Source organism: Coprococcus sp. RTP21204st1_G4_RTP21204_210225 (assembly GCF_040915385.1).
Classification (GTDB): domain Bacteria; phylum Bacillota; class Clostridia; order Lachnospirales; family Lachnospiraceae; genus Allocoprococcus; species Allocoprococcus comes.
Genome location: NZ_JBCPDP010000004.1, coordinates 151,957 through 176,276, shown reverse-complemented (window position 1 = coordinate 176,276; position 24,320 = coordinate 151,957). Strand labels below are relative to the sequence as shown.

Sequence of the window (24,320 nt, the reverse complement as noted above, 5' to 3'; positions counted from 1 at the left end):
CTCCCTCCTATTCCTTTTCCTGACCTGTCGGGAACACGTGTCCGTCGCATCCGCCGCATGAAGCACATCCGCCTTCACAGCATCCCTGCGCTTTGACAACTTTCTTTCCTTTTGCTTCCAGTTTCTTCATGATCTTGTTACGTGCCGCAACAAGGAATGCAAGAACAAGGAATGCACCAGGAGCAAGGATGAAAATAGTAACAGGTTCGTAGATATCAGGCATAACCTGAAATCCGAATAATTTTCCGGAACCAATCAGCTCTCTGACGATACCGATGCAGGTAAGACCAAGTGTGAATCCAAGTCCCATACCAATACCATCAAATACAGATGGAAGGACCGGGTTCTTTGATGCATATGCTTCTGCACGTCCAAGGATGATACAGTTAACTACGATCAGAGGAATATATACACCAAGTGATGCATAAAGACTAGGTACAAAACCTTCCAGAAGGAACTGTACCACGGTAACAAGTGTTGCTACGACTACGATAAATGCCGGCATACGAACCGAATCCGGAATGATCTTACGCAGCATGGAAATCAAAAGGTTTGAGAAAATCAATACCACTGTGGTAGAAAGTCCCATACCAATACCGTTGATTGCGGATGTTGTAACCGCCAGTGTCGGACACATACCAAGCATCATAACAAAGGTCGGGTTTTCTTTTACAAGACCGTTATAAAGTCTTTCTGTACATTTATTCATTTCCACTACCTCCTAACGCTGTCTGGTAATATCCAAGTGCTGTGTTGACAGCTCCTGTGACTGCACGGGAAGTGATGGTTGCACCACTCAAAGCATCGATCGGCTGTCCGTCTCCGCCGTCTTTGGATACATAGAATTTTTCAGCCTGCTGTCCTGCAAACTGATTGTAAAAGCTTGGTTCTTTCGCACGCATACCAAGACCTGCTGTCTCGCTGATGGAAAGGAAAGAAATGCCATTTACCGTACCGTCACTCATGATACCGACTGTGATCTGGATATCTCCGCCGTAACCATCTTTGTCGGTTACTGTTATAACATAACCAGCTTCGCTTCCATCCATAACAGCAGAATAGACTTCATCTACTGTTGCATTCGTTCCCATCTTTTTGATTGCTTCTTTGGCAGCTTTCTGATCTACGTCCATTGCCTCAAAGGAATCTGCTTCCGGATAAACGGCCTGACAGGCTTCCTGTTTCTGCTTTGCCTGTGTCTGTGCGATTGGACCTTTTGTCACTTCGTAAGCAGCTCCAAGTACCAGACCGGATACAACGGTGATTGCTGCAAGGATCAGTGTATTTTTGATAATCTTATTCATTATTTTTCTCCTCCTTTACCGAAAGGCTTTGGAAGAGTAACTCTCTCGATCAGCGGTACAAGAAGGTTACTGAAGATGATCGCATAAGATACACCTTCTGCTGAACCACCGAACAGACGGAACAGACCAGTCAGACATCCAAGAAGGATACCATATACGATCTGCCCTTTTTTGGTGATCGGGGAAGTTACATAATCGGTTGCCATAAACCATGCTCCAAGCATCAGACCACCACCGCAGAGTTCTGCTGTCATGTACTGAACATTGAAGAATCCAATTCCATCTACAAATCCACCGAAGATTCCGATGAAAAGCGCAAATGTCACAATATATGTACCCGGGATACGAAGATCAATGATTCCTTTGAGGATCAGGATGATCGCTCCGATCACGATTGCGATAACGGATGTCTCACCGATGGTTCCGGCAATATTTCCGATCAGCATGTCCATGCTGTTCACACCGTCAAGTGCTGCATTTCCTGCTTCGATATTAGCACGGATCGTTGCCAGTGGTGTTGCACCGGATACGCCGTCATATACGAAGCTTGTCATTCTTCCTGTGAAGGAAATAAGAAGGAAACATCTTGCTCCAAGTGCAGGGTTCATGAAGTTCTGTCCCAATCCGCCAAAGAGCTGCTTTACAACCAGGATCGCGAATACACTTCCGATGATTCCCATCCAGATTGGGGCTGTCGGCGGAAGGTTGAGTGCAAGCAGAAGTCCTGTAACTGCGGCACTGAAATCCTTGATCGTAATCTTTTTATGCATCAGTTTTTCGTAAATGTACTCCGTAAGAACTGCTGCTGCTGTTGTCACAATAACAAGCAGCCATGCATGTGTGTCACGGAAGTTGTAAATCCCAAAGAAAGTTGCCGGTAACAGAGCGATGATAACCCACAGCATGATATTGCCGGTTGTCTCTTTAGAACGGATATGTGGTGAAGATGATACTTTTAACTGTTCACTCACTTTTGTTCACCTCTTCCTCTCTATTCTATTTTTTCTTTTTGTTGGCAAGTGCGGTTTTTCTCATCGATCCGATTGCCTGCTTCAGTTGTCTCTTAGCCGGACATACATAACTGCAGGATCCACATTCTACACATTCAAGACCATTGAATTTGAGGAACGCTTCTTCGTCATGGCGTTCTGCAAAATCAGCCAGTCTTGACGGAATAATGCGGCTTGGACAGGCGTCAACGCACCGTCCGCAGTTGATACATGCTGTCGGTTCACAGGCTGATACTTCATCTTTTGACATGCAAAGAATAGATGAAGATGTCTTGGTGATCGGTGTATCTGTCGTATACATCGCAAATCCCATCATCGGTCCACCTGAAATAACTTTTTCACAGCCTTCTTTGAGTCCGCCGGCGGCTTCGATCAGTTCGTTCTGGTTGGTTCCGAAGAGTACTTTGTAGTTACCAGGATTTGCAACTCCATCCCCTGTTACAGTAACGACACGTTCCATAGAAGGAATGCCTTTTACTACTGCATTGTAAATGCTGATGATGGTCTCTACGTTGTCTACTACACATCCAGCATCTGCCGGAAGCATGGTAGAATTGATCGCACGTCCTGTATTTGCAAAAATCAGCTGACGTTCTGCGCCCTGTGGGTACTTGGTCATCATCTCTCTGACTTCCATACGAGGCTCGTCCTTAGTCAGCTCTTTTAATTTTGCGATACAGTCCGGTTTGTTATCTTCGATTGCAAATAAACCTTTCGCATTGTCAAAAAGCTTCAGGATCACACGCATACCTTCTACCAGAAGTTCCGGATTCTCCAGCATTCTTCTGTAATCGGCAGTAATATACGGCTCACATTCCGCACAGTTTGCAATGATATAATCAATCTTGTCTGGCTCTTTTGGTGAAAGCTTCACTCTGGTAGGGAAACCTGCTCCACCCATACCTACTACGCCAGCCTCTCCAATGATATTCAGAATCTCTTCTTTTGTCAGTTCAGAAAGAGGTTTTGGCTGTGGATATTCTACTTCTTCGTACTGACCGTCATTTGCAATGATGATACTGTTCACTTTAGAACCTGTCGGATTCACACGTGGTTCAATCGCTTTTACAGTACCTGATACGGATGCATAGATCGGTGCAGACACGAAGCCCCCCGCTTCGGCAATTTTCTGCCCTTTAAGCACATGGTCACCTTTTGCTACTACTGGCTTAGCCGGTGCTCCGATATGCTGGGATAACGGGTATACAAGATCACCCTGTGGCAGAAGTTCTACGATTGCCTTGTCTTTCGCAAGACTTTTTCCGTCGTTCGGATGAACTCCGCCTTTAAATGTCAAAAGTCCCATTTTGATATCCTTCCTTCCTATTTTCTCTCTTATAAATATACTAAAATAAATCCTGCAATTCCAGTAACTTTCGTCATTTTATTGTATATTTTCCAGTACATCTTGTCTTTTTTTTAACACAATAGTCTCCTTACACAAAAAAGAGAGGCTACTACGACCTCTCTTTGTGAATTTTCTGACTATTCGGTAAAATTTTTCATCTTACTTATCGAGATCACTTATGGATCCGAAAACTTTTTTCAGCTGTAGTTAGTTATGTCTACCACTTTTTCAAACAAAAGATAGAGACTTCAATCAGTCTCTATCCTTGTATATCTTATTTAATTATTCTTCAGTTTCTTCCTGAGCTTCTGTATTTTCAAGTGCTTTCATGCTAAGGCTGATCTTCTTGTCAGCTTCGTTAAGATCTACGATCTTAGCTGTAATCTCCTGACCTACAGAAAGTACGTCTGAAGGTTTTTCAACATGTGCTCTTGAGATCTGTGATACATGAAGGAGTGCATCTACTCCAGGAGCAAGTTCTACGAATGCACCAAAGTCTGTCATTCTTGCAACTTTTCCTGTTACAACTGTACCCACAGCGTACTTCTCAGCTGCGTTAGCCCATGGATTTGTCTCCGGGAATTTTAAGCTGAGTGCAACTTTTGTATCATGGATATCTTTAACAAGCACTTTAAGAGTTTCACCAACTGTGAATACTTTCTTCGGATTGTCAACTCTTCCCCATGACATCTCAGAGATATGAAGAAGTCCGTCTACTCCGCCGAGATCGATAAATGCACCGAAATCTGTTACGTTCTTAACTGTTCCTTCGATCACATCACCGACTTTAAGTTTAGCGAAGAGTTCTTTCTGCTTTTCTGCTCTTTCAGCAACAAGAAGCTGTCTTCTGTCACCGATGATACGGTTTCTTCTTGGATTGAATTCGCTGATAACAAATTCGATTTCCTGATCTTTGTACTTAGAAAGGTCTTTTTCGTAAGTATCTGATACAAGACTTGCCGGAATGAATACTCTTGCTTCATCTACAACAACGCTTAATCCACCGCCAAGAATCTGAGTAACCGGTGCTTTCAGGACTTCTTTGTTCTCGAATGCTTCTTTTAATCTTTCGTTACCTTTTTCTGCAACAAGTCTCTTGTATGTAAGAAGAACCTGTCCTTCTCCATCATTGACTTTCAGTACTTTAACAGTCATCGGATCACCAACAGAAACAACAGTTGTAAGATCTACACTGTTATCATTGGTATATTCACTTCTGGTGATGATACCGTCTGCTTTGTATCCTATATTTAAGATGATTTCATCTGGCTTAACATCAATTACAGTACCATCTACGACCTCTCCATTATGAATTGTTTTAAATGACTCGTCTAACATTTGTTCAAAAGTTAATTCTGACATTATTTTGAACCTCCTCAATTATATTGTTGGGCGTGGATGCCCCTGCTGTAATACCTACTGTTTCCACGGACCTTAATTGATTCATATCAAAATCGTCAAGTGTCTGTATATAGTACGTATTGTGACATTCCCTGCTGCATATTTCATACAGTTTCTGGGTATTGGAACTATGTTTGTCTCCGATTACAATCATAGCATCCACCTCTTTTGCAATGCTCCTTGCTTCTGTCTGACGCTCTCTGGTTGCATTACAAATCGTATTTAAAACACTTATATCATAACCCTTTTCTGAAATAATTTCAACTAAATCTTTGAATTTATTGTAATTAAATGTCGTCTGAGACACAATACAAATTCTTTCAGATGTAGTATTTTCAAATTTTTCTGCTTCTTCTGCATTTTTTATAACGGTTACATTTTCTCCTGCCCAGCCCCGGATTCCTTCAACCTCAGGGTGATCCGGATTACCAATGATAATGATCCGGCTACCTTTTTTACTTTCTTCGGCAACAATCTTATGGATTCTTTTCACAAACGGACAGGTTGCATCTACATATTCGATGCCTTTTTCATCCATTAGGTCACAGATTCTCTTTGGAACACCATGAGAGCGGATAATCACCAGTCCTTCTTCCAGACCTTTCAGTTCTTCCTCACCGCGCAGGACTTTTACGCCATGTGCTTCCATGTCCTTTACAACCTCTTCATTATGGATGATCGGACCATAAGTATAGATCTGTTTTCCCATCTGTTTTTCAACCTGCTCATATACTGTATCGACAGCGCGTTTTACACCAAAGCAGAATCCGGCACTTTTTGCGCGTATTACTTCCATTTTTAGTTTCCTCCTGTTATTTTTATTTTTCTGATAAGTGATTCTTTTTACATACCTAGAAATTTGAAACATGCATAGCGCAGATTCATCCGCATCTTCAGATTACATTTTTCGCCCGGAACAGTAAGTTTTTTCATGAACCGGTTCAGTGTACGTTTCTCATATTCTTCCAGTTCTTCCTCTCCATAAATCGTTTTTTCAAGGAGCTCGCACACCCGGCAGTACTCACCTTTCCGGAATGTTCCTATCTGTTCAGCAATCTTTCTGTCTGTTCTTTGATTAAATATTTTACGGGGACTTCTTTTGTTAACCATACTCCATTTTTTGATAAGAAAAATGAATATCCATCGTCATACATTTCTTTTGTTTTTACGATATAAAGCACTGGTTTTCCGTGACGTGAGCCGACTTTCGTAGCTGTAGCTGCGTCTGATGATAAATGCACATATAACCTACCCTTTGGAATCAATCCTTGTTGATCAATGGATGCAACATATTTTTCTCCAGTTCCATGCCAGAGCGTTTCAGGCGGTATTGCTGCTGGTAATTCTACATCAACAGGAATCGAATGTCCCTGATTTGCCCGAATCTTTGTTTTATCTTCATTAAAGGTAAATCTTTGCTTATTATCTGTCCAAACAATTTCTTCCAGCATTTCTCTATTAAATTCACGTGTTTTCGAAATTCCGGCAATCAGCCCGTCTACATTTGCCCAACCATGTTCATCCAATTGGATTCCAATTGTTTCTGGTTTATGGCGTAGGATTAAACTTACAAATTTACTTGTACTTGTTATATTCATTTTCATTCTCTTTTCTTTTGGAAAATTCATATCTTTATATTACCATAATCAAATATACTGCACAATAAATGACCCAACTTATTTATACCGATTTTTGTATAAATAAATCAGGTCATTTTCTTATCACTCTTAATCAACGCAAGCCGTGTAATTCGTTAACTTAAACTTGATAATGAACGCATAACTAAATCAATATCTTTATTTTCCAATTCCTGAATAATATGTAAATATGTTTTCTGTGTTGTTGTCATACTCGAATGTCCCAATCTTCTTGCTACACTAGCAATAGATACGCCTGTAAACAGCAGCAAAGACGCATGCGTATGCCGCAATCCATGAATTGATATTACTGGTATATTGCATTCTTTACAGTGTCTTGCAAGTATATTGTTTACTGTTGAATTGTATACTGCCCCATCAACAAAAATTGGCTTATCCTCTGGCAATTGCTTAATTAGTTCAAAAAATCTCATTCCTGTTTTTGCAACCAACAAAATAAAATAGTCCCAATTCACCTTATCTTTCAGCTCTAGTGATGCCAATAAATTGTTGCCCTACTTGTCACGGTAATTATCCTGCTCGAATCATCGATGTTATAAATGGAGTTACCGATTGTCCTTATTGTTCCGGTCGTAAAGCACTTCCTGGAAAAACATCCTTTGCCGCGCTTCATCCTGATTTAATGGAAGATTGGGATTTTATTGCAAACTATTGCCTTGTAAATCCCGATGAAATATTAGATACATATTCACAAAAGGTTTGGTGGAACTGTAAAAGAAGCTCTGAACATAAATATCCATTGAGTCCAGCTGATAAAGTTTTCTATCAAAAGAGACATCGTGAATCCTGTCCTTATTGCAAAGGACGCCGTAGAAAAAAGAAGTTTTTTTAGGTTAATAAAATAGTTTCAAAAAAGAGATTTTCAAATGGCCTATGCCAAATGAAAATCTCTTTTATTTTGTACGTTTTTCAAGTTTTTAGCAAAAATCAGTATTTAACTTCTCATGGAATTATGTACGTTTTCGTCGATTTCCGCAAAAAAATTTTTTTACTTACTTCAGTTACTTCGTTTCTTACCAGTATCTTCTATACCAGTGGTATGCATAATTAACACTTGTATAACATACGACCTCACCCGGCTGCGGTGCATGAATCATCTGTCCGCCTCCTGCGTAGATTCCCACATGTCCTCCGTAACATACAACATCACCCGGCTGCGGGTCTGACACTGCCTGTCCGCCACTTCCCTGACTGTATGAGTTACGTGTAATTGGAATACCACATGCCTGATGTGCCAGGTATACAAGACCTGAACAATCAACACCACTTCCCGAAGTACCGCCCCATACATAAGGAACTCCAAGGTATGCTGCTGCTGCACTTAAAATAGCGCTTCCGTTGCCATATGTACTTCCACCGTTATCACTACTGCTGTTATTATTACTTGTATCCGGAGTCACTGTCGGGGTACTTGGCGTACTTGGTGTACTTGGTGCACTCGGTGTAACGGTTGTGTTGTTATTACCATTGTTATTTGTTGTATTACCTACAGTCTGTGAACCACTGTTGCTTGTCGATGCAACGGTCGAATTTGACTTTGTTGACTCAGCTGCTTTTGCTGCCTTTGCAGCTTCTTCTGCCTGCCTCTTTGCTTCAGCTGCTGCTACAGCTGCCTGAAGCTGTTGATCCAGATCTGCGACTTCTTCTTTCTTAGATTCCAGCGTATTACTCAGCGTCGTCTGCTCTGCCTCATAATCAGACTGCATAGACTCCAGATTCGCCTGATCTTCTTCAAGCTGTGCTTTCAGATCTGCAATCTGCTGCTTGGTATCAATATATTCCTGAAGCTGCTTTCTGTCATAACTATGTACGTTCTGAACATACTCTGCTTTGTTAAGCAAGTCTGAGAAATTCTCAGCACTGATCAGAGTCTCAATCGCAGTCGAGTTGCCTTCTTCATACATATACTTGATACGCTTCTTCATATCTTCGTACTGCTGATGTTCTTTTTCTTTAGCAACAGTAAGATCATCCTGTGCCTGTGTGATCTGCTGACCTGTTGACACCAGATCATCTTCCAGCTTACTCATTTTTTCAATTAGTGTCTGCAATTCTGACTGAAGAGAATTCACTTCACTCTGTGCTGCATTTTTACTATTCTGCAGATTGCTGACATCATCTGCAAATACTGGCGTAACTACCATTGAACTTGCAAGAACAGATGCCAAAAATGCTTGTTTAAATTTTCTCATAATCACCCATCCTATATTTTTTACTAATTATTTTCCTAACCCTGTGGTCGATTATATACCATTTTTCTATTTTTTGCAATACAATTTAACATTTTTGTAATATTCTACTAGGGTATCATAATATACTGATATTTTCGTTATCACTCCTAATAATCAGGCAACTATCCAATGGAGACACAAGGCGATGAGCAAGATGCCATTCAAGATAAAACATGCATCCTCCGTGCCAGTCAGCGTAGTGATTGACACGGAAGTGAACAATAACTAGTTGGTTGCAGAAGAAATTAAGGAATTTAGAATTCCTTGCGTAATCCTTATTATTTATGCTAAACTGACTTCATAATCAATAAATCTAGAATACTAAATAAGAAAGAAGGATTCCACTATGAATTTCAAATTCAACCATAACAACTTAAATGTACGTGACCTTGAAAAATCAATTCAATTCTACAAAGATGCACTCGGACTCACCGTAGTCCGCGAAAAAGATGCTGCTGACGGAAGTTTTAAGCTCGTCTACCTCGGTGATGGAAGCTCCGTTCATCAGCTCGAGCTCACCTGGCTTCGCGACATGGACCGCCCATACGACCTCGGTGACAACGAAATCCACCTCGCCTTCACCGTAGACGACATGGATGCCGCCCTCGCACACCATAAAGAAATGAACTGCGTCTGTTTCGAAAATGAGTCCATGGGTATCTACTTCATCGAAGACCCAGACGGCTACTGGTTAGAAATCGTACCTGAAAAATAAATCTATTGCACATTTTCATTAAAAGCGTAGCCCGCCGCAAGGTGTAGGAACCACTTCCTACACCTTGCGGCGGGCTACGCCTTCATAAAATCAAACGCCACTAATTACTGTACTGACAGATTCGTATACCCCATCAGATCCAGATCTATCTGCTGTGCCGCTTCTCTTCCTTCCCGGATTGCCCACACAACCAGCGACTGTCCTCTGTGCATATCTCCTGCCGTAAATATATTCGGCACATTCGTTTTATACTCACCCGGAGCTGTTTTAACATTCGTGCGCTCATTGACTTCCACACCGAATGCCTTTGTCACATAATCCTCACTTCCGAGGAACCCCGCTGCGATCAGCACCAGTTCTGCATTTACCGTGTACTCACTTCCTGCGACCTCTGCCATCATCATACGTCCGGTCTTTTCATCCTTCTTGCTTTCCAGTTTCACAAGAACCACCTTGCAAAGATTTCCATTCTTATCTTTGACAAATTCCTTTACCGTTGTCTGATAAACCCTCGGATCATGTCCCCAGAGAGCAATTGCTTCCTGCTGACCATAGTCTGTCTTGCAGACTCTCGGCCACTCCGGCCATGGATTCATAGCGCTTCTCTCATCCGGAAGTTTCGGCATCATTTCCAGCTGAAGAACGGATTTTGCACCATGACGGATCGACGTTCCAACACAATCATTTCCCGTATCGCCACCACCGATGACAATTACATTTTTGTCCTTTGCAGAAATATATTCGCCTTCTTTCAGCTGCATCTCATTTTTCCAGAGACATTTCGTAGTTGATTTCAGAAAATCTACTGCAAAGTAGATTCCTTTCGCATCTCTTCCGGGTACTTTTATATCACGCGGATGGGATGCACCGCAACAAAGCACCACCCGGTCAAACGCTTTCAGAAGTTCTGCAGATTTCTTATCTTTTCCAATATTGCAGCCAGTTTCAAAACGGATGCCTTCTTCTTCCATTACTGCAAGTTTCCGGTCGATGAACTGTTTTTCCAGCTTCATATTCGGGATTCCATAGCGGAGAAGTCCACCCGGCTTATCTTCCCGCTCAAATACTGTTACCAGATGTCCTCGTTTATTTAACTGATCTGCGACTGCGAGACCGGAAGGTCCGGAACCGATTATCGCTATCTTTTTACCGGTACGCGCTTTCGGCGGACATGCTTTTGCATATCCCTTTTCGTAAGCATTTTCAATAATCCCATATTCATTTGCTTTAGTCGTCACCGGGCTTCCGTGCAGGTTGCAGGTACATGCCGCCTCACAAAGTCCCGGGCATACCCTGGAAGTAAATTCCGGAAAATTGTTTGTCTTTTTCAGCCGGTAATATGCCTCTTCCCAGTTGCCGTGATAAATCAGGTCATTCCACTCCGGCACCAGATTATGCAGAGGACAGCCGCTTGCCATCCCTGCGATCATCTGTCCCGCCTGGCAGAAAGGGACGCCGCATGCCATACATCTGGCGCCCTGTATTTCCTGCTCTTCTTTTGACAGAGGCATGTGGAATTCCCGGAAATGCTTAATTCTCTCTTTTGGAGATTCGCACTCTGCATCGCGTCTGTCATAATCCATAAATCCTGTTGCTTTTCCCACGTTTTTGGCCTCCTATCTTCCTTCTTTGATCGCATAAAATGCTTCGGTTTTTGCCTGTTCGCTGCTGAGACCTTTTTCTTCCAGCTGAAGGATGCGGGTCAGCATTCTCTCGTAATCACGCGGAATGATCTTCTTAAACTTCGGCAGATATTCTTTGAAATGATCCAGGATTTCTTTTCCCGTCTCGGAATTGGTTGCTGCTACATGTTCTTCGATCATACCTTTCAATTCAGATACATCGAACTTAGATGTTACTTTTTCGATATTAACCATCTGTTTGTTGACTTTTGTATAAAGATCACTGTCCATATCCAGAACGTAGGCAACACCGCCACTCATACCTGCTGCAAAGTTCTTTCCGGTCTTGCCAAGAATTGCAACCCGTCCACCAGTCATATATTCGCATCCATGATCACCGACCCCTTCTACAACTGCTGTTGCTCCGGAGTTACGGACACAGAAACGTTCGCCTGCCACACCATTGATATAGGCTTTTCCGCTTGTTGCACCATAAAGCGCTACGTTACCAATAATAATATTTTCATCAGCTTTAAATTTCACACCAGTCGGCGGATAAACGATCAGTTTACCACCGGAAAGTCCTTTTCCAAAATAATCATTGCTGTCACCGGTCAGTTCCAGTGTCAGACCTTTTGGTATAAATGCTCCGAATGACTGTCCGCCTGCGCCCTTACATTTCAGCACATAGCTGTCTTCTTCCAGTCCGTCCGGATAACGTCTTGTAATCTCAGAACCGAAGATTGTGCCGAATGTACGGTCTGTATTTTTTACATCCAGCTCCAGGATTCTCTTCTGTTTCTTTTCCAGTGACGGAAGAAGTTCCTTTACCAGAACTCTTTCATCCAGTGTTTTATTTAGTTCAAAATCAAAGACTTTCTTCGGATTGAAGATCATACCTTTCTTCTCTTTTGCATACGGATTATTGAGAATTCTGGAAAGATCCAGTGTTGCGGCACGTTTGGATGTCGGCACATCTCTCACTTTCAGAAGGTCTGTTCTTCCCACCAGTTCATCCACAGTACGAATGCCAAGTTTTGCCATATATTCTCTTAATTCTTCCGCGATAAAACGCATGAAGTTGATGACATATTCTGGTTTTCCGGCAAATCTCTTTCTCAGTTCCGGATTCTGGGTTGCAATTCCGACCGGACAGGTATCCAGGTTACATACACGCATCATTACGCACCCCATGGTTACAAGCGGTGCCGTCGCAAATCCAAATTCCTCTGCACCGAGAAGTGCTGCGATCGCCACATCACGACCGCTCATCAGCTTACCGTCTGTCTCGATACGGACTCTTTCTCTCAGTCCGTTCTGAATCAGTGTCTGATGTGTTTCAGAAAGTCCAAGCTCCCACGGAAGTCCGGTATTATGGATAGAACTTCTCGGTGCTGCTCCTGTACCTCCATCATAACCGGAGATCAGAACCAGTCCGGCCCCAGCTTTTGCAACACCCGCTGCAACCGTTCCGACACCGGCTTCAGATACCAGTTTGACAGAAATTCTTGCATCCTTGTTTGCATTTTTACAGTCATAGATCAACTGTGCCAGATCTTCGATTGAGTAAATATCGTGATGCGGCGGCGGTGAGATCAGTCCCACACCCGGCGTAGAATGTCTGGTTTTTGCTACCCAAGGGTAAACCTTTCCCCCCGGCAGATGTCCACCTTCTCCAGGTTTTGCTCCCTGCGCCATCTTGATCTGGATCTCTTTTGCACTGACAAGGTATCTGCTTGTAACACCAAAACGTCCACTGGCAACCTGTTTGATCGCAGAACCTCTGTCGGTTCCAAGGCGCTCGATATCCTCTCCGCCTTCACCGGAGTTTGACTTACCGTGCAGTGCATTCATTGCAAGGGCAAGGGTTTCGTGTGCTTCCTTTGAAATTGATCCGTAAGACATTGCACCGGTCTTGAATCTGGTCACGATTGAATCCACACTCTCTACTTCTGAAAGCGGAGCTCCTTTCTTTGGATAATTGAAGTCCATCTGTCCACGGAGTGTGATTCCTTTGGATTCTTCATCAACCATCTGCGTGTACTGCTTGAACATTTCATAATCCCCGCGCCTTGTAGACTGCTGGAGCATATGGATCGTTCTCGGGTTGTACAGATGCTTTTCACCACCGCTCTTCGACTTGTGTTGTCCCACACTGTTCAACGTCAAATCTACGGAAAGTCCCAGCGGATCAAAGGCCTCGGAATGCCTTGCCATATAATCTTTTGCAATTTCTTCTAGTCCGATACCACCGACACGGCTGACAGTTCCGGTGAAATATTTTTCAATGAATTCCGGTTTTAATCCAATCGCTTCAAAGATCATGGATCCCTGATAAGACTGGATCGTGGAAATTCCCATCTTCGATGCAATTTTGACAATTCCGCTTATAACAGCTTCATTATAGTCATTGACTGCTGCATAATAATCTTTCTGAAGCATATCTGTATCGATCAACTGTTTGATCGATTCATGTGCAAGATACGGGTTGATTGCAGATGCACCATATCCCAAAAGCGTTGCGAAATGATGTACTTCTCTTGGTTCTCCGGTCTCAAGGATCATGGCAACCTCTGTTCTTCTCTTAGTTCTTACCAGATGCTGATGAACCGCTGAGGTTGCAAGCAGGGACGGGATCGCAATATGATATTCATCCACACCTCTATCACTTAAGATCAGGATATTCATGCCTTCACGGATTGCACGGTCTACCTGGATAAACAGATAATCGATCGCTTTTTCCAGGCTGGAGTTTTTATAATAAGTAGTAGAAATTTCTGCCACACGGAAACCGTCGACTTTCATGTTACGGATCTTCAGGAGATCGGTATCTGTCAGGATCGGATCATTGATCTTCAGTACATGACAGTTTTCCTCTTTCTGTTCCAAAAGGTTTCCTTCTTCTCCGACATATACCGTTGTCGAAGTCACGATTTTTTCACGGATCGCGTCAATCGGCGGGTTCGTTACCTGTGCAAATAACTGTTTAAAATATCCAAACAGAGACTGATGCTGCTCAGAAAGAACGGCAAGTGGTGCATCGATACCCATGGCTCCGATTCCTTCGCTTCCATTCATTGCCATATTTAAAATAGAAGTCTTCACTTCTTCGTAAGAATATCCAAATGCTTTCTGCAGTCTCTGGCATTCTTCTCTAGAATACTGCGGTACTTTCTGATTCGGAATCTTTAAATCGCTTAAATTGACCAACTGACTGTTCAACCATTCGCCATAAGGCTGTCTTGCCGCATATTCTTCTTTCAGTTCCTGGTCGTCGATGACACGCCCCTGAACGGTATCAACAAGAAGCATCTTACCTGGATGGATTCTTTCTTTGACTACGATCTTCTCCGGCGGGATATCCAGAACACCAACCTCAGAAGAAAGGATCAGTGTGTCATCATCTGTGATGTAATATCTGGAAGGTCTGAGTCCATTTCGGTCAAGTACAGCTCCTAAAATATCTCCATCTGAGAACAGGATGGATGCCGGTCCGTCCCATGGCTCCATCATCGTTGCGTAATACTGATAAAAATCCTTGATTTTCTGTGACATCGTTGCATTCTGTGCCCATGGCTCCGGAATAGTGATCATAACTGCCAACGGAAGCGGCATACCACTCATCACCATGAATTCCAGCGTGTTATCCAGCATGGCAGAATCGGAACCTGCGGTATTGATTGCCGGAAGGACTTTATAAAGCTCTCCTTCCAGATGCTCGGATTCCATGTTTTCCTCTCTGGCCCGCATCTTATCTGCATTGCCACGAATGGTATTGATCTCTCCGTTATGTACGATGAAACGGTTCGGATGTGCTCTTTCCCAGCTTGGATTAGTGTTTGTACTGAATCTGGAATGTACAACTGCAATTGCAGATTCATAATCCGGGTTCTGCAGATCTTCAAAGAACATCCGGAGCTGTTTTACAAGGAACATTCCTTTGTACACGATGGTTCTGCTTGACAGGGATGCTACATAGGTATCATCACTGCTCTGTTCAAAGACTCTTCTTACCACATAAAGTCTGCGGTCAAAATCCAGTCCTTGTTTTACTTTTTTCGGTCGTTCGATAAATCCCTGCATAATGCACGGCATGCATTCGAGTGCTTTCTTTCCAAGGATCTCTTTACGGATCGGCACTTCCCTCCATCCAAGGAATTTCAGTCCTTCTTTTTCGACAATGACTTCGAAAATATTTTTTGCCTGATTCCTTTTCAGTTCGTCCTGTGGGAAGAAAAACATTCCCACACCGTAATTTCTCTCAGAACCTAAAAAGATGCCGAGGGGACGACAGACATTTGTAAAGAACTTGTGCGAAATCTGTAACAGTATTCCTACACCGTCTCCTGTCTTCCCTTCGGCATCCTTGCCAGCTCTATGTTCAAGATTTTCTACGATTTTCAGCGCATTTGCGACTGTATCATGACTCTTTTGCCCTTTGATGTTCACAACAGCTCCGATACCGCAGTTGTCATGCTCAAAATCAGGGCTGTATAAGCCTTGTTCTGTATTTTGTTGTATTACACTCATATAACCTGCCCTTTCTGTAAAACGGTTTTGTTGTTGCTTTTATGATTTAACACTATACAGCATTTGTCTGCAAAAGTAAACCCCTAATTTTACAGAAATTGTCAGATATTATTTATTTTGTAAACTTTTTCAGTATTTTTCAGTTAATTATCGTATTTCTTGTCTTATATTTTTTATTTTTACATAAATTATAACAGTAATCAACGTAGCCAGTACAGTAATTCCAACTGCTTTTCCCTCTGTTCCCAGAATCCATTCAAAGCCCCCATACCACGAAAGCAATAATGACGTAATATTCACAACAATATGGAACAGGATCGGAGCTGCAATATTCCGGAATTTCTCATAAATGCAGGCAAGCAGAAGTCCGAGTACCATTGCATAAAGTCCCTGTGGCAGATTTCCATGACCGACACCGAACAAAATGGATACAAACACACCTGCCTGCACAGCGGTAAGGCTCTCGCGCATCCGCCGGTAGATCATCCCGCGGTAAACAAGCTCTTCTGCGACCGGAGCCAGAATCCCGGCTCCCGCCAGCTGAAGCCAACGCGGTGCACTGTAAATGATCTGCTCTGTGCTCTGATAAACCTGGCTGATCCTCTGCATATTCATCAGCATGACGATATCATTCATCGCCACACACGCAGTCACTGCACCGACGATCATAACAAGCCACATTCCATATCGGGAAGCCGCTTTATATTTCCACCAGGATTCCTGCTGCTTTTCATAGCGTCCCTGATCTTTCCGGTAGATCCACGCAATCATTGGGATCGTGATGATCGAAGAGACTGCCCCAATTCCCATATTGCTGCGCAGACCGCAGGAAAGTGCAAATGTCGCTACTGCGATCTCCACACCCCATTTGATCAGAACCGCACTGAACAAATACCAGATAATTCTCCCTGTTTTCCTGTCTCGCATTCTTCATCTCCGCCTTCTCTTACTCAAAAACTTTTCGGATTGCCTCTTCACTTCCATTTACAGAACCCTGTACCATGACCGGTTTTCCACCGCCTCTTCCGTCAAACTGTTCTTTGAGAATCTTGCTGTACGGGCGCACATCCTCTGTCTCACTGCCGATCACATAACGGTATCCACTCTCTTCGTTTCCTGCAAATACCGCACATACTTCTGTTCCTTTTTTCAGTACAAGGTTCATAAGCTCACGTGGTTCATTCCCACTTAATTTGCTATCAAAAATACAGACCTTTTTCTGTCCCTCCGGAATTTTTTCTGCCTGTGCTTCAAGAATCTGATATCTTGTCTCTGCAAGTTCACTCTTCAGCTGTGTACATTCCTCTTTTACGCGTTCAACTGCTTCAGCAATCAATTCTTCCTTCGCTGAAAGGCTTCCCATGATCGCCTTCACGCTTTCTTCTTTCTGCTGATAATCCTTCAGTGCCCTTCTTCCGCACAGCATAGTAATCCGGATACCGCCTTTATAATTCTGACTCTGCACCAGTTTGATAAGACCGATCTCTCCGGTAAAATACACATGCGGTGCACAACAGGCACACACGTCATATCCCGGTATCGTCACGATACGCACCTGACCGTCAATCTCAATCTTACTGCGGTAATCCAGCGTCTTCAGTTCTTCTTTGGACGGATAGCTTACCTGAACCGGCACATTTGCAAATACCGCTTCATTTGCCGCATTTTCCACCTCGCGAAGCTCCTCCTTCGTGAGCGGACCACTTAAGTCCAGAGTGCACAGCTCATCATTCAAATGGAATCCCACATTATCATATCCAAAACGTGCATGAACGATTCCCGATACGATATGTTCTCCACTGTGCTGCTGCATCCGTGAAAAACGTTTGTCCCAGTCGATCTGACCGGTCACGGTCTTTCCTTCCTCCAGTTCTCCTTCCAGATAGTGAAAGATCTGGTCTCCTTTTTCCTGTACATCATATACTCTGATCCCGTCAATCACTCCGGTATCTGCTGCCTGTCCACCGCCTTCTGGAAAAAAGGCAGTTCTTGAAAGAACTGCCTCATATCCGTTATCACACGGGCGGCAGGACACAACCTCCGCAGTAAATTCCTGCAGGTGACTGTCTATGTAAAACAATTTCTCTGTCATATGTCCTCGCCTCTTTATCGCATTGTCATTACTTCTGATGCTTCTGCCTTTTTACATTCTTTCCGGTGCTTCAAATCCAAGCAGATCGATGCAGGTTGTCAAAATGTCTCTTGTCAGTGTAAGAAGGGCAATGTAGCTCTTCTGCTTCTGTTCATCCTCTTCTGCCAGGATCTTTGTCTCATGGTAGAAACGGTTAAATGCATTTGCAAGATCATAAATATATGCGCAGATCTTGTGTGGTGCAAGTTCTTCGTATACATTCTCCATCACACTGCCAAACTTCGCAGCTTCCAGCATCAGAGCCTTTTCGCTCTCACTTGTAGCCGGAAGGATCTTGATATCGTCCATACTCTTTCCTGATTCTTTGTACTTGTTCAGGATTGATTTGATACGAACGATGGTGTACAGGATGTACGGACCTGTATTTCCTTCAAAAGAAGTGAATCTGTCTACATCGAATACATAGTCTTTTGCTGCCTGGTTGGAGAGGTCTCCGTATTTGATCGCAGCCATTCCGACCATCTTCGCTGTTGCTTTTGCCTCTTCTTCCGATACTGTACGGTTCTCTGTGATCTTTTCATACATCTTTTCTGTGATCTCGCGGATCAGGTTCTCAAGACGCATAACGCCGCCTTCTCTGGTCTTGAACGGTTTCCCGTCTTTTCCGTTCATCGTACCAAATCCAAGGAAAGTAAGCTTTGTATCCTCTTTTACAATGCCGGTCTTCTTCGCGCAGCGGAATACCTGTACAAAATGCAGTTCCTGACGTTTGTCAACTACATAGATAACTTCGTTCGGCTGGAACAGTTCTTCACGCTCTACCAGTGTTGCAAGGTCTGTGGTATCATAAAGTGCTGCACCGTCGGACTTCAGGATCATACACGGTGGGATCTCTTTGGTATCAGTCTCTTCTTTGACATCTACCACGAGTGCTCCATTATCAATATGCGCATAGCCTTCCTTCTTCAGTCTTTCCACCATATCCGGGATGTATTTCTGTGCGTCAGATTCCCCTTTCCAGAGGTCAAATTCAACATTCAGGTTCGCATAGTTTTTCTTCAAGTCTGTCACAGACACATTCATAATGTGATCCCAGATTGCACGGTAACCGCGCTTTCCGCTCTGCAGCTGGAAGGTCGCATCCAGTGCTTCTTCTCTGTAATCATCATGCTCTTTTGCATAAGCGGACGCTGCCGGATAGATTTCCTCCAGGTCACTGATGGTAAATGGTGCTTCTTTTGGATATTCTCCGGTGAAATTATCATCAAAATACGGAAGATCCGGCTGGCGTTTCTTCAGTTCTGTGATAATCAGTCCCATCTGATATCCCCAGTCTCCAAGGTGGATATCACCAACCACTTTATTGCCCATAAAACGGGTGATTCTCTTTACGCTTTCTCCGATGATCGCGGAGCGGAGATGTCCGACGTGAAGCGGTTTTGCCACGTTCGGTCCGCCGTAATCAATAACGATTGTCTTTGGATTCTCTACTTCTTCCGCGCCGAGCTTTTCGTCTGCTTCCATCTGGTTCAGATAATCTGCGACTGCTACCGGGTTGGTCTTCAGGTTGATGAAACCTGGCTTAACTGCTTCTGCTCCGCTGATATATCCGTTCTCCGGAATCTTTGCCACAACTTCTTCTGCAATCATGATCGGTGCTTTGTGGTACTTTTTTGCACCTGCCATCGCGCCATTGCACTGATATTCACATAAATCCGGGCGGTTGGAAAGTGTAACACGCGCCAGTTCTTTCTCGTATCCGGCATCTGCAAATGCCTGTTCCATTTCTTCTGTAATCAGATCCAGGATCTTCTTCATAGTATCGATCGTTCCTCTCTTTTTCATCATAAACGTTAGCGCAGACTCTTTGCCTGCGCCGCTTTATTTATTATATCTGAATCCTTATGTAAGCGCAATAGAAAATCGTAATCCGGAGACTGGATGTTGCCTGAAATTCTGCATTCTTTATGAATTTTTGGCAAGACAGCATCCACTTCTGCTGACGCACAACATTTTTTCATAGACTTTACCGCTTTTTTCAGACGTTACTGGCTCGCTGTATTTACAGTGTTACTGATCCACTGCATTTTTCAGATCTTCCACCGCCTGTGCGAGCATTGCATCTGAACCAAGTGCCTGTTCATAATCCGCTTCTACCTGTGCAAACATCTCCTGCACATCTGTCTGTGCGGAAACTTCTTCAATTATCGTCTGAATCTGCTCGTCAGAGATCTCTGCCTGAATATCGAATTTTCCATCTTTGTCCTTGACCGCATATAAGGTTTCAAGTCCCGGTACTTCAGTATAAATTCCACGGATCTTCATATTGTACCGTACATACAGAATCCTGCTGCCTTTTGCTTTGCCGTCTTTCGTGTAAATCGCAATCCCATCATATGCTTCGGCATAGGCTTCTTTTCCGGAAAGTTCCTGATAGTATGCTTCTACTGCATCCGCAAGCTCTTCGTCCCGGTTCTCCAGAAGTGGATTGGTTTCCATCGCTGCGTATCCGGTATTTACTTTTGGCTCTTCTGTAACAACTGCACTTACTTCTTTTACCTCATCTTTTTTCTCTTTCGTAAGAAAAGCGGTGACTCCCGCCGTCATAAAGCAGACCAGCAGATACACAAGACCAGTGTAGAAAATCTGCTTCTTTTGGCCTGTAAGGACGGGCATCCTTTTTTCTTCCGACATGGCATTTCCTCCTTTGCCACCTATCATACGCAATGCCCGCTTTTGCGTCAATAGCGAAGGAAGACTTGTTTTGACTGGTTTTGTCGAAGCGATTATTTATTCTTTTTCTGCATTAAAATTGCTTTATGCTGATGCCCACTCTGTGTATCAAATCACTTTCAAATGGTATTTCGGCTGCTATTCTGTTCATCCCGTTTTACTTGTCCTGTTCGAAATTTCTTCTTGATTTTTTTCTGGGCAAGTGCTATATTAGTAAATGTCCTTGTAGCTCAGTGGATAGAGCACCGCCCTCCGGAGGCGGGTGCGTCAGTTCGATTCTGATCAGGGACGTGAAAAGACTGTGAAGCTTTTATGGCTTGACAGTCTTTTTTATTGCCACTAATCCAATTCCCACCTGAATCCGTTCTTTTGCTTCTATACGCTTTGCCTGAATCAGCAGAACACCAATAATGAGCAACACGATTCCAACCGGATTGGAAATACACTTAAATCCCCATTCCGATAAATCCGTCATATTCTCCGGTGCAAACCATTTGAACGGCATTAGAATAACGCTGATTATGCAGCAATATAGGATATAGGTTTTCTTCATCTTGAAGCCTCCTCTATATCAGTCGGCAAGCACCCCATAACGTAAGAACTCCAATCACTCCTGCGCATCCCGTCATCCAAAGAACTTCTATCCGATGCATTTTCTTCAGGAACTTTTCTTCCATTCCAAGTGACTGTAAGATTTCCCCTTCTCTTTTTTCTTCCTGCTTCTCCGCAAGAAACATCTGATACAAAACTATGGAAATCAGAATCATGTAAAACACTGCAAAAATGCTGTACATTCCTATAAAGGAATATAATTCCTGACGTATTTTCTTATACTCTTCATGGTTATTCTGCACATTTACAGCTGTTCCCTGTTTTAAAATACTTAGAATATGCCCTTCCGTATCATACGCATCCGCATCATCCGATACCAGAATTTTTACAATCTGATCATATTCCATAATTCTGCTTTTCCCAAATTTCTTCCAGAAATTCTTTCCAACAATCATCGATATACCAGATCCACCTATCTGTGGATTCCGCACATCTTCTTCCTTCATGCCACGTAAAATCGCTGTTACTGGAATCGGATTTTCGTTTCTACTTCCATTCTCATTCAATGTATAAACCGGAAGTTCATCACCAACCTGTACCGTATCTTCTGATATTCCTTGTCCGTCCGGGCTGAATGCACTCAGATATTTTCCGTCATATTCCTGCAACTCTGTAAGATCCAGAATGCAAAAATCTCCCTGTTCAAATTCTTCTTTTGTCAGGCTGCCTTCATCCAGATTTCTCAGAAAACGCTGTATATCCTGCCATCTGTCTATTGTAAGCAAAGACAATCTTACTTTCTCAATAGATATCTTTTCCTTGATTGATGTCTCATTCAGATATGCCACCAATGTTTCGACTACTTTCTGAAAATACTCGCTTTCAGCATATTCTGACAGATCAATCCAGAACTCCTCTTTTTCATTGTTATGATATTGTTCTACAGAAGTTACTCCGGCAACCTGTTCCAGTTTATCAACTGTCTGCCTGGAAATTCCCGGAGAATTCGTAATCTCCATTGTACTCAAATAGTATCCATTTCCTGTCAGCCTTTGATATACTTTCAGTTCTTCCTGTCTGGTTGATATTTCCATCTTTCCAAATCCCACGATCAGCAAAGCACTTGCCAGAAGAACAATTTCTACACTCTTACGCACTCGATGCATCTGCCATTTATGAAGTAAAACTCTTCCCGGCGTGAACCGGACGATCTTCCTGTACTTTCCCCTTCTTTTCTGAACTTTCTTCTTTTTTTCTTTCAGAAGTATGCGAAGCTGTACTGCACTGAGTCCATAACTTGCAGCAATACATAAGATACTGAAGCCAGTTCCAAAAAGGACTCCTTCCCATGCAACCGCCTGTGGTAATGTCTGCTCGGTTATCTTTTCAAAAGCAGGGATAACCAGCTGGTAAATCCCAATCCCTGCAAGATTTCCAACAATAACAGCTCCTGCACCAAACAGAACTGCTTCCCAGAAAATAATCTGGTACATCTGCCCTCTTCTCATTCCAAGTGCATCCAGGAACCTCCAGAACTGTTCTCTTGAGATAATCGAACGCGATACCGTAAGAAACAGGATACAGATCGACGCACCACCAATCAGCAAACGGATATTTTCCAGAAAATCCATATACGGAAGACTTACATCAGAAAGTTTGTCCTGTTCCACATTGTCATCCATGCCACAGGTAAATTCTTCGCTGTCTTTCAGATCTTTATAAACACTTTCACTGCCTTCTTTCGCTTTTACAAGCATATGCATATCCTGAACAGAGCCGATCCTGTTCCCGCCTTCCTGTGTCACAATTCCAGTTGGAAAACGATGCCGGTTGCAGATTTCCCAGTTTATCTGATAATCTTTTAGGATCCCGCATAAAGTATACGAATAGCTTTTTGATTCCCTCTGCTCCAGAATGGAAAGCGCCGGTGTAATATCCAGTGTAATCTCTTTTCCAAGCATCTCCTCATATCCAAGTGAGCGAAGTGTACTGTATTCCATTACGATCTCATGCTCATTTTCCGGCAGGCGTCCTTCTTTCATTTCCAGTCTGCCAAGCTTCCACGCCGTCTCGTCCATTGTCCCGATATTCATCTGACGGTTTTCCAGATAATCTCCGGCGATTGCCCCATAGATACTTATTTTCCCGGTCGGTGCAAGAAATGGATTCTCTTCTGCTACTTTTACCGAGCTTTCATCCATATCCACAAATACCTGTTCCCACTCCCCATATACTGCTTTACGATTCTCGATATATGCGGCTTTCAGTCCTTCCGACATCTGAAAACCAATCTGAATCAGTGTGCAGGTAAGAAGCAGGATTGAGACTATCAGGATACTATATTTCTTCTGGCTGCGGATTCTTTTTATACTGAGTTCCCGTTCAATTCCATGTCTTTTCATCGCAATGCACCATCTTCCATATACACAATCCTGTCCGCATAATTGGCATTGTCCATATCATGTGTCACCATGACAATTGTCTGACGGTAAAGCTCTCTGGATGCGCAGATCAGTTTCATGATCTCCTGTCCGGTCTGATAGTCCAGATTCCCGGTCGGTTCATCCGCAAGGATCACTCCCGGCTTTGCTGCCATTGCACGGGCAATTGCCACTCTCTGCTGCTCTCCACCAGATAACTGATCCGGATAATCTCCGTTCCTGTCCCATAATCCGACCTTTTCAAGAAGCTGTCGGATATAAGCTTTATCCGGTACCGTATGCGCGATATAAAGCGTCATGCATACATTATCCCAGATCGTATACTCCGGCAGTAACTGATACTGTTGGAAAATAAACCCGATTTTCTTCTGCCGGATCTTGCAGATCTTCTTTTGGGAAAGCCCGTTAATCTGTATTCCATTCAGGAAAACTGCTCCGGTATCTGACTTTTCCAGTGTTCCTGCAATCTTAAGAAAAGTAGATTTCCCGGATCCGCTTCGTCCCATCACTGCCACAAATTCACCGCTTTTCACTTCAAAAGAAAACTCCTTTAATGCTGTGATTTTCTTTTCACCAAGGGTATAGCTTTTGCTTACCTTGTCCAGTCTGATTACGGTTTTCATCTTCTGCCACCTCCTTCATTTGTTAGTCTTACTATATCAGATCAGTCTTTCGATTCACTT

Annotated in this window: 20 protein-coding genes, 1 tRNA gene and 1 pseudogene; 3 read left to right on the top strand and 19 right to left on the bottom strand. The window is 43.2% G+C overall.

Features of this window, described 5'->3' with window-relative positions; genetic code table 11:
* Positions 1 to 7: 7 nt before the first annotated feature.
* From rsxE to AB5213_RS05360, 9 genes and pseudogenes are all read right to left on the bottom strand, one after another.
* Positions 8 to 709, bottom strand: a complete 702-nt coding sequence (rsxE, locus tag AB5213_RS05400) for an electron transport complex subunit RsxE (protein ID WP_022220472.1) — start codon at positions 707 to 709, stop codon at positions 8 to 10.
* The gene (locus AB5213_RS05395; protein WP_022220471.1) at positions 702 to 1,304 is read right to left on the bottom strand and encodes an RnfABCDGE type electron transport complex subunit G; all 603 of its coding nucleotides are present in this window, start codon (positions 1,302 to 1,304) and stop codon (positions 702 to 704) included. The genes rsxE and AB5213_RS05395 overlap by 8 nt, the downstream gene beginning before the upstream one ends.
* Positions 1,304 to 2,275 (bottom strand): RnfABCDGE type electron transport complex subunit D, encoded by a 972-nt coding sequence (locus AB5213_RS05390; protein WP_022220470.1) that lies wholly within the window; start codon positions 2,273 to 2,275, stop codon positions 1,304 to 1,306. Before AB5213_RS05390 ends, AB5213_RS05395 begins: the two co-directional genes overlap by 1 nt.
* 25 nt (positions 2,276 to 2,300) lie before the next feature.
* Positions 2,301 to 3,620 (bottom strand): electron transport complex subunit RsxC, encoded by a 1,320-nt coding sequence (gene rsxC, locus AB5213_RS05385; protein ID WP_215633954.1) that lies wholly within the window; start codon positions 3,618 to 3,620, stop codon positions 2,301 to 2,303.
* 324 nt (positions 3,621 to 3,944) lie between these two features.
* Entirely contained in the window at positions 3,945 to 5,024 is a 1,080-nt protein-coding gene (gene rpsA, locus AB5213_RS05380; protein WP_055155599.1) for a 30S ribosomal protein S1, read from the bottom strand.
* Positions 5,005 to 5,859, bottom strand: a complete 855-nt coding sequence (gene ispH, locus AB5213_RS05375) for a 4-hydroxy-3-methylbut-2-enyl diphosphate reductase (RefSeq protein ID WP_055155600.1) — start codon at positions 5,857 to 5,859, stop codon at positions 5,005 to 5,007. Before ispH ends, rpsA begins: the two co-directional genes overlap by 20 nt.
* Before the next feature lie 47 nt (positions 5,860 to 5,906).
* Positions 5,907 to 6,074 carry a hypothetical protein gene (locus tag AB5213_RS05370; RefSeq protein ID WP_008375100.1) on the bottom strand — a complete coding sequence of 56 codons (168 nt, stop codon included), beginning with the start codon at positions 6,072 to 6,074 and terminating at the stop codon, positions 5,907 to 5,909.
* 29 nt (positions 6,075 to 6,103) lie between these two features.
* Positions 6,104 to 6,691, bottom strand: coding sequence for an RNA 2'-phosphotransferase (locus AB5213_RS05365; protein ID WP_368276403.1), 588 nt, complete (start codon positions 6,689 to 6,691; stop codon positions 6,104 to 6,106).
* A 125-nt stretch (positions 6,692 to 6,816) separates the two neighbouring features.
* Positions 6,817 to 7,212: pseudogene (locus AB5213_RS05360) on the bottom strand (tyrosine-type recombinase/integrase); the annotation flags it as partial.
* Between AB5213_RS05360 and AB5213_RS05355 the strand changes: the two are divergent.
* Positions 7,197 to 7,553: a zinc-ribbon domain-containing protein gene (locus tag AB5213_RS05355; protein WP_215633957.1), complete on the top strand. Its 357-nt coding sequence runs from the start codon at positions 7,197 to 7,199 to the stop codon at positions 7,551 to 7,553. The pseudogene AB5213_RS05360 and the gene AB5213_RS05355 overlap by 16 nt on opposite strands.
* 181 nt (positions 7,554 to 7,734) lie before the next feature.
* On the opposite strand, the gene AB5213_RS05350 is transcribed toward AB5213_RS05355, so the two are convergent.
* On the bottom strand, positions 7,735 to 8,913 hold the full coding sequence (locus tag AB5213_RS05350) for an NlpC/P60 family protein (RefSeq protein ID WP_270222843.1): 1,179 nt from the start codon (positions 8,911 to 8,913) through the stop codon (positions 7,735 to 7,737).
* A gap of 385 nt (positions 8,914 to 9,298) precedes the next feature.
* On the opposite strand from AB5213_RS05350, the gene AB5213_RS05345 reads away from it, so the two are divergent.
* Positions 9,299 to 9,667 carry a VOC family protein gene (locus AB5213_RS05345; protein ID WP_117556070.1) on the top strand — a complete coding sequence of 123 codons (369 nt, stop codon included), beginning with the start codon at positions 9,299 to 9,301 and terminating at the stop codon, positions 9,665 to 9,667.
* Positions 9,668 to 9,771: 104 nt separating this feature from the next.
* Here AB5213_RS05345 and AB5213_RS05340 read toward each other — a convergent pair whose 3' ends face one another.
* The 6 genes from AB5213_RS05340 to AB5213_RS05315 form a co-directional block, all read right to left on the bottom strand.
* The gene (locus AB5213_RS05340) at positions 9,772 to 11,271 is read right to left on the bottom strand and encodes a glutamate synthase subunit beta (RefSeq protein ID WP_215633959.1); all 1,500 of its coding nucleotides are present in this window, start codon (positions 11,269 to 11,271) and stop codon (positions 9,772 to 9,774) included.
* A 12-nt stretch (positions 11,272 to 11,283) separates the two neighbouring features.
* Positions 11,284 to 15,819 carry a glutamate synthase large subunit gene (gltB, locus tag AB5213_RS05335; protein WP_215633960.1) on the bottom strand — a complete coding sequence of 1,512 codons (4,536 nt, stop codon included), beginning with the start codon at positions 15,817 to 15,819 and terminating at the stop codon, positions 11,284 to 11,286.
* A gap of 147 nt (positions 15,820 to 15,966) precedes the next feature.
* Positions 15,967 to 16,746 (bottom strand): CPBP family intramembrane glutamic endopeptidase, encoded by a 780-nt coding sequence (locus AB5213_RS05330; protein WP_118217225.1) that lies wholly within the window; start codon positions 16,744 to 16,746, stop codon positions 15,967 to 15,969.
* Between the two features lie 19 nt (positions 16,747 to 16,765).
* Positions 16,766 to 17,911 (bottom strand): alanyl-tRNA editing protein, encoded by a 1,146-nt coding sequence (locus tag AB5213_RS05325; protein ID WP_215633961.1) that lies wholly within the window; start codon positions 17,909 to 17,911, stop codon positions 16,766 to 16,768.
* A gap of 51 nt (positions 17,912 to 17,962) precedes the next feature.
* A complete protein-coding gene (gene argS / locus AB5213_RS05320) occupies positions 17,963 to 19,729 on the bottom strand; it encodes an arginine--tRNA ligase (protein ID WP_215634016.1) in 1,767 nt (588 codons plus the stop codon).
* A 252-nt stretch (positions 19,730 to 19,981) separates the two neighbouring features.
* Positions 19,982 to 20,605 carry a hypothetical protein gene (locus tag AB5213_RS05315; RefSeq protein WP_215633962.1) on the bottom strand — a complete coding sequence of 208 codons (624 nt, stop codon included), beginning with the start codon at positions 20,603 to 20,605 and terminating at the stop codon, positions 19,982 to 19,984.
* Between the two features lie 258 nt (positions 20,606 to 20,863).
* On the opposite strand from AB5213_RS05315, the gene AB5213_RS05310 reads away from it, so the two are divergent.
* Positions 20,864 to 20,935 (top strand) — tRNA-Arg (locus AB5213_RS05310).
* 19 nt (positions 20,936 to 20,954) lie between these two features.
* Here the strand turns inward: AB5213_RS05310 and AB5213_RS05305 are convergent.
* Genes AB5213_RS05305 through AB5213_RS05295 form a run of 3 tightly spaced genes read right to left on the bottom strand, consistent with a single transcriptional unit; the run spans position 20,955 to position 24,260 of the window.
* On the bottom strand, positions 20,955 to 21,197 hold the full coding sequence (locus tag AB5213_RS05305) for a hypothetical protein (protein WP_055155610.1): 243 nt from the start codon (positions 21,195 to 21,197) through the stop codon (positions 20,955 to 20,957).
* A gap of 13 nt (positions 21,198 to 21,210) precedes the next feature.
* Positions 21,211 to 23,598 carry an FtsX-like permease family protein gene (locus AB5213_RS05300; protein ID WP_368276402.1) on the bottom strand — a complete coding sequence of 796 codons (2,388 nt, stop codon included), beginning with the start codon at positions 23,596 to 23,598 and terminating at the stop codon, positions 21,211 to 21,213.
* A complete protein-coding gene (locus tag AB5213_RS05295) occupies positions 23,595 to 24,260 on the bottom strand; it encodes an ABC transporter ATP-binding protein (RefSeq protein ID WP_215633965.1) in 666 nt (221 codons plus the stop codon). Before AB5213_RS05295 ends, AB5213_RS05300 begins: the two co-directional genes overlap by 4 nt.
* Between the last annotated feature and the right edge of the window lie 60 nt (positions 24,261 to 24,320).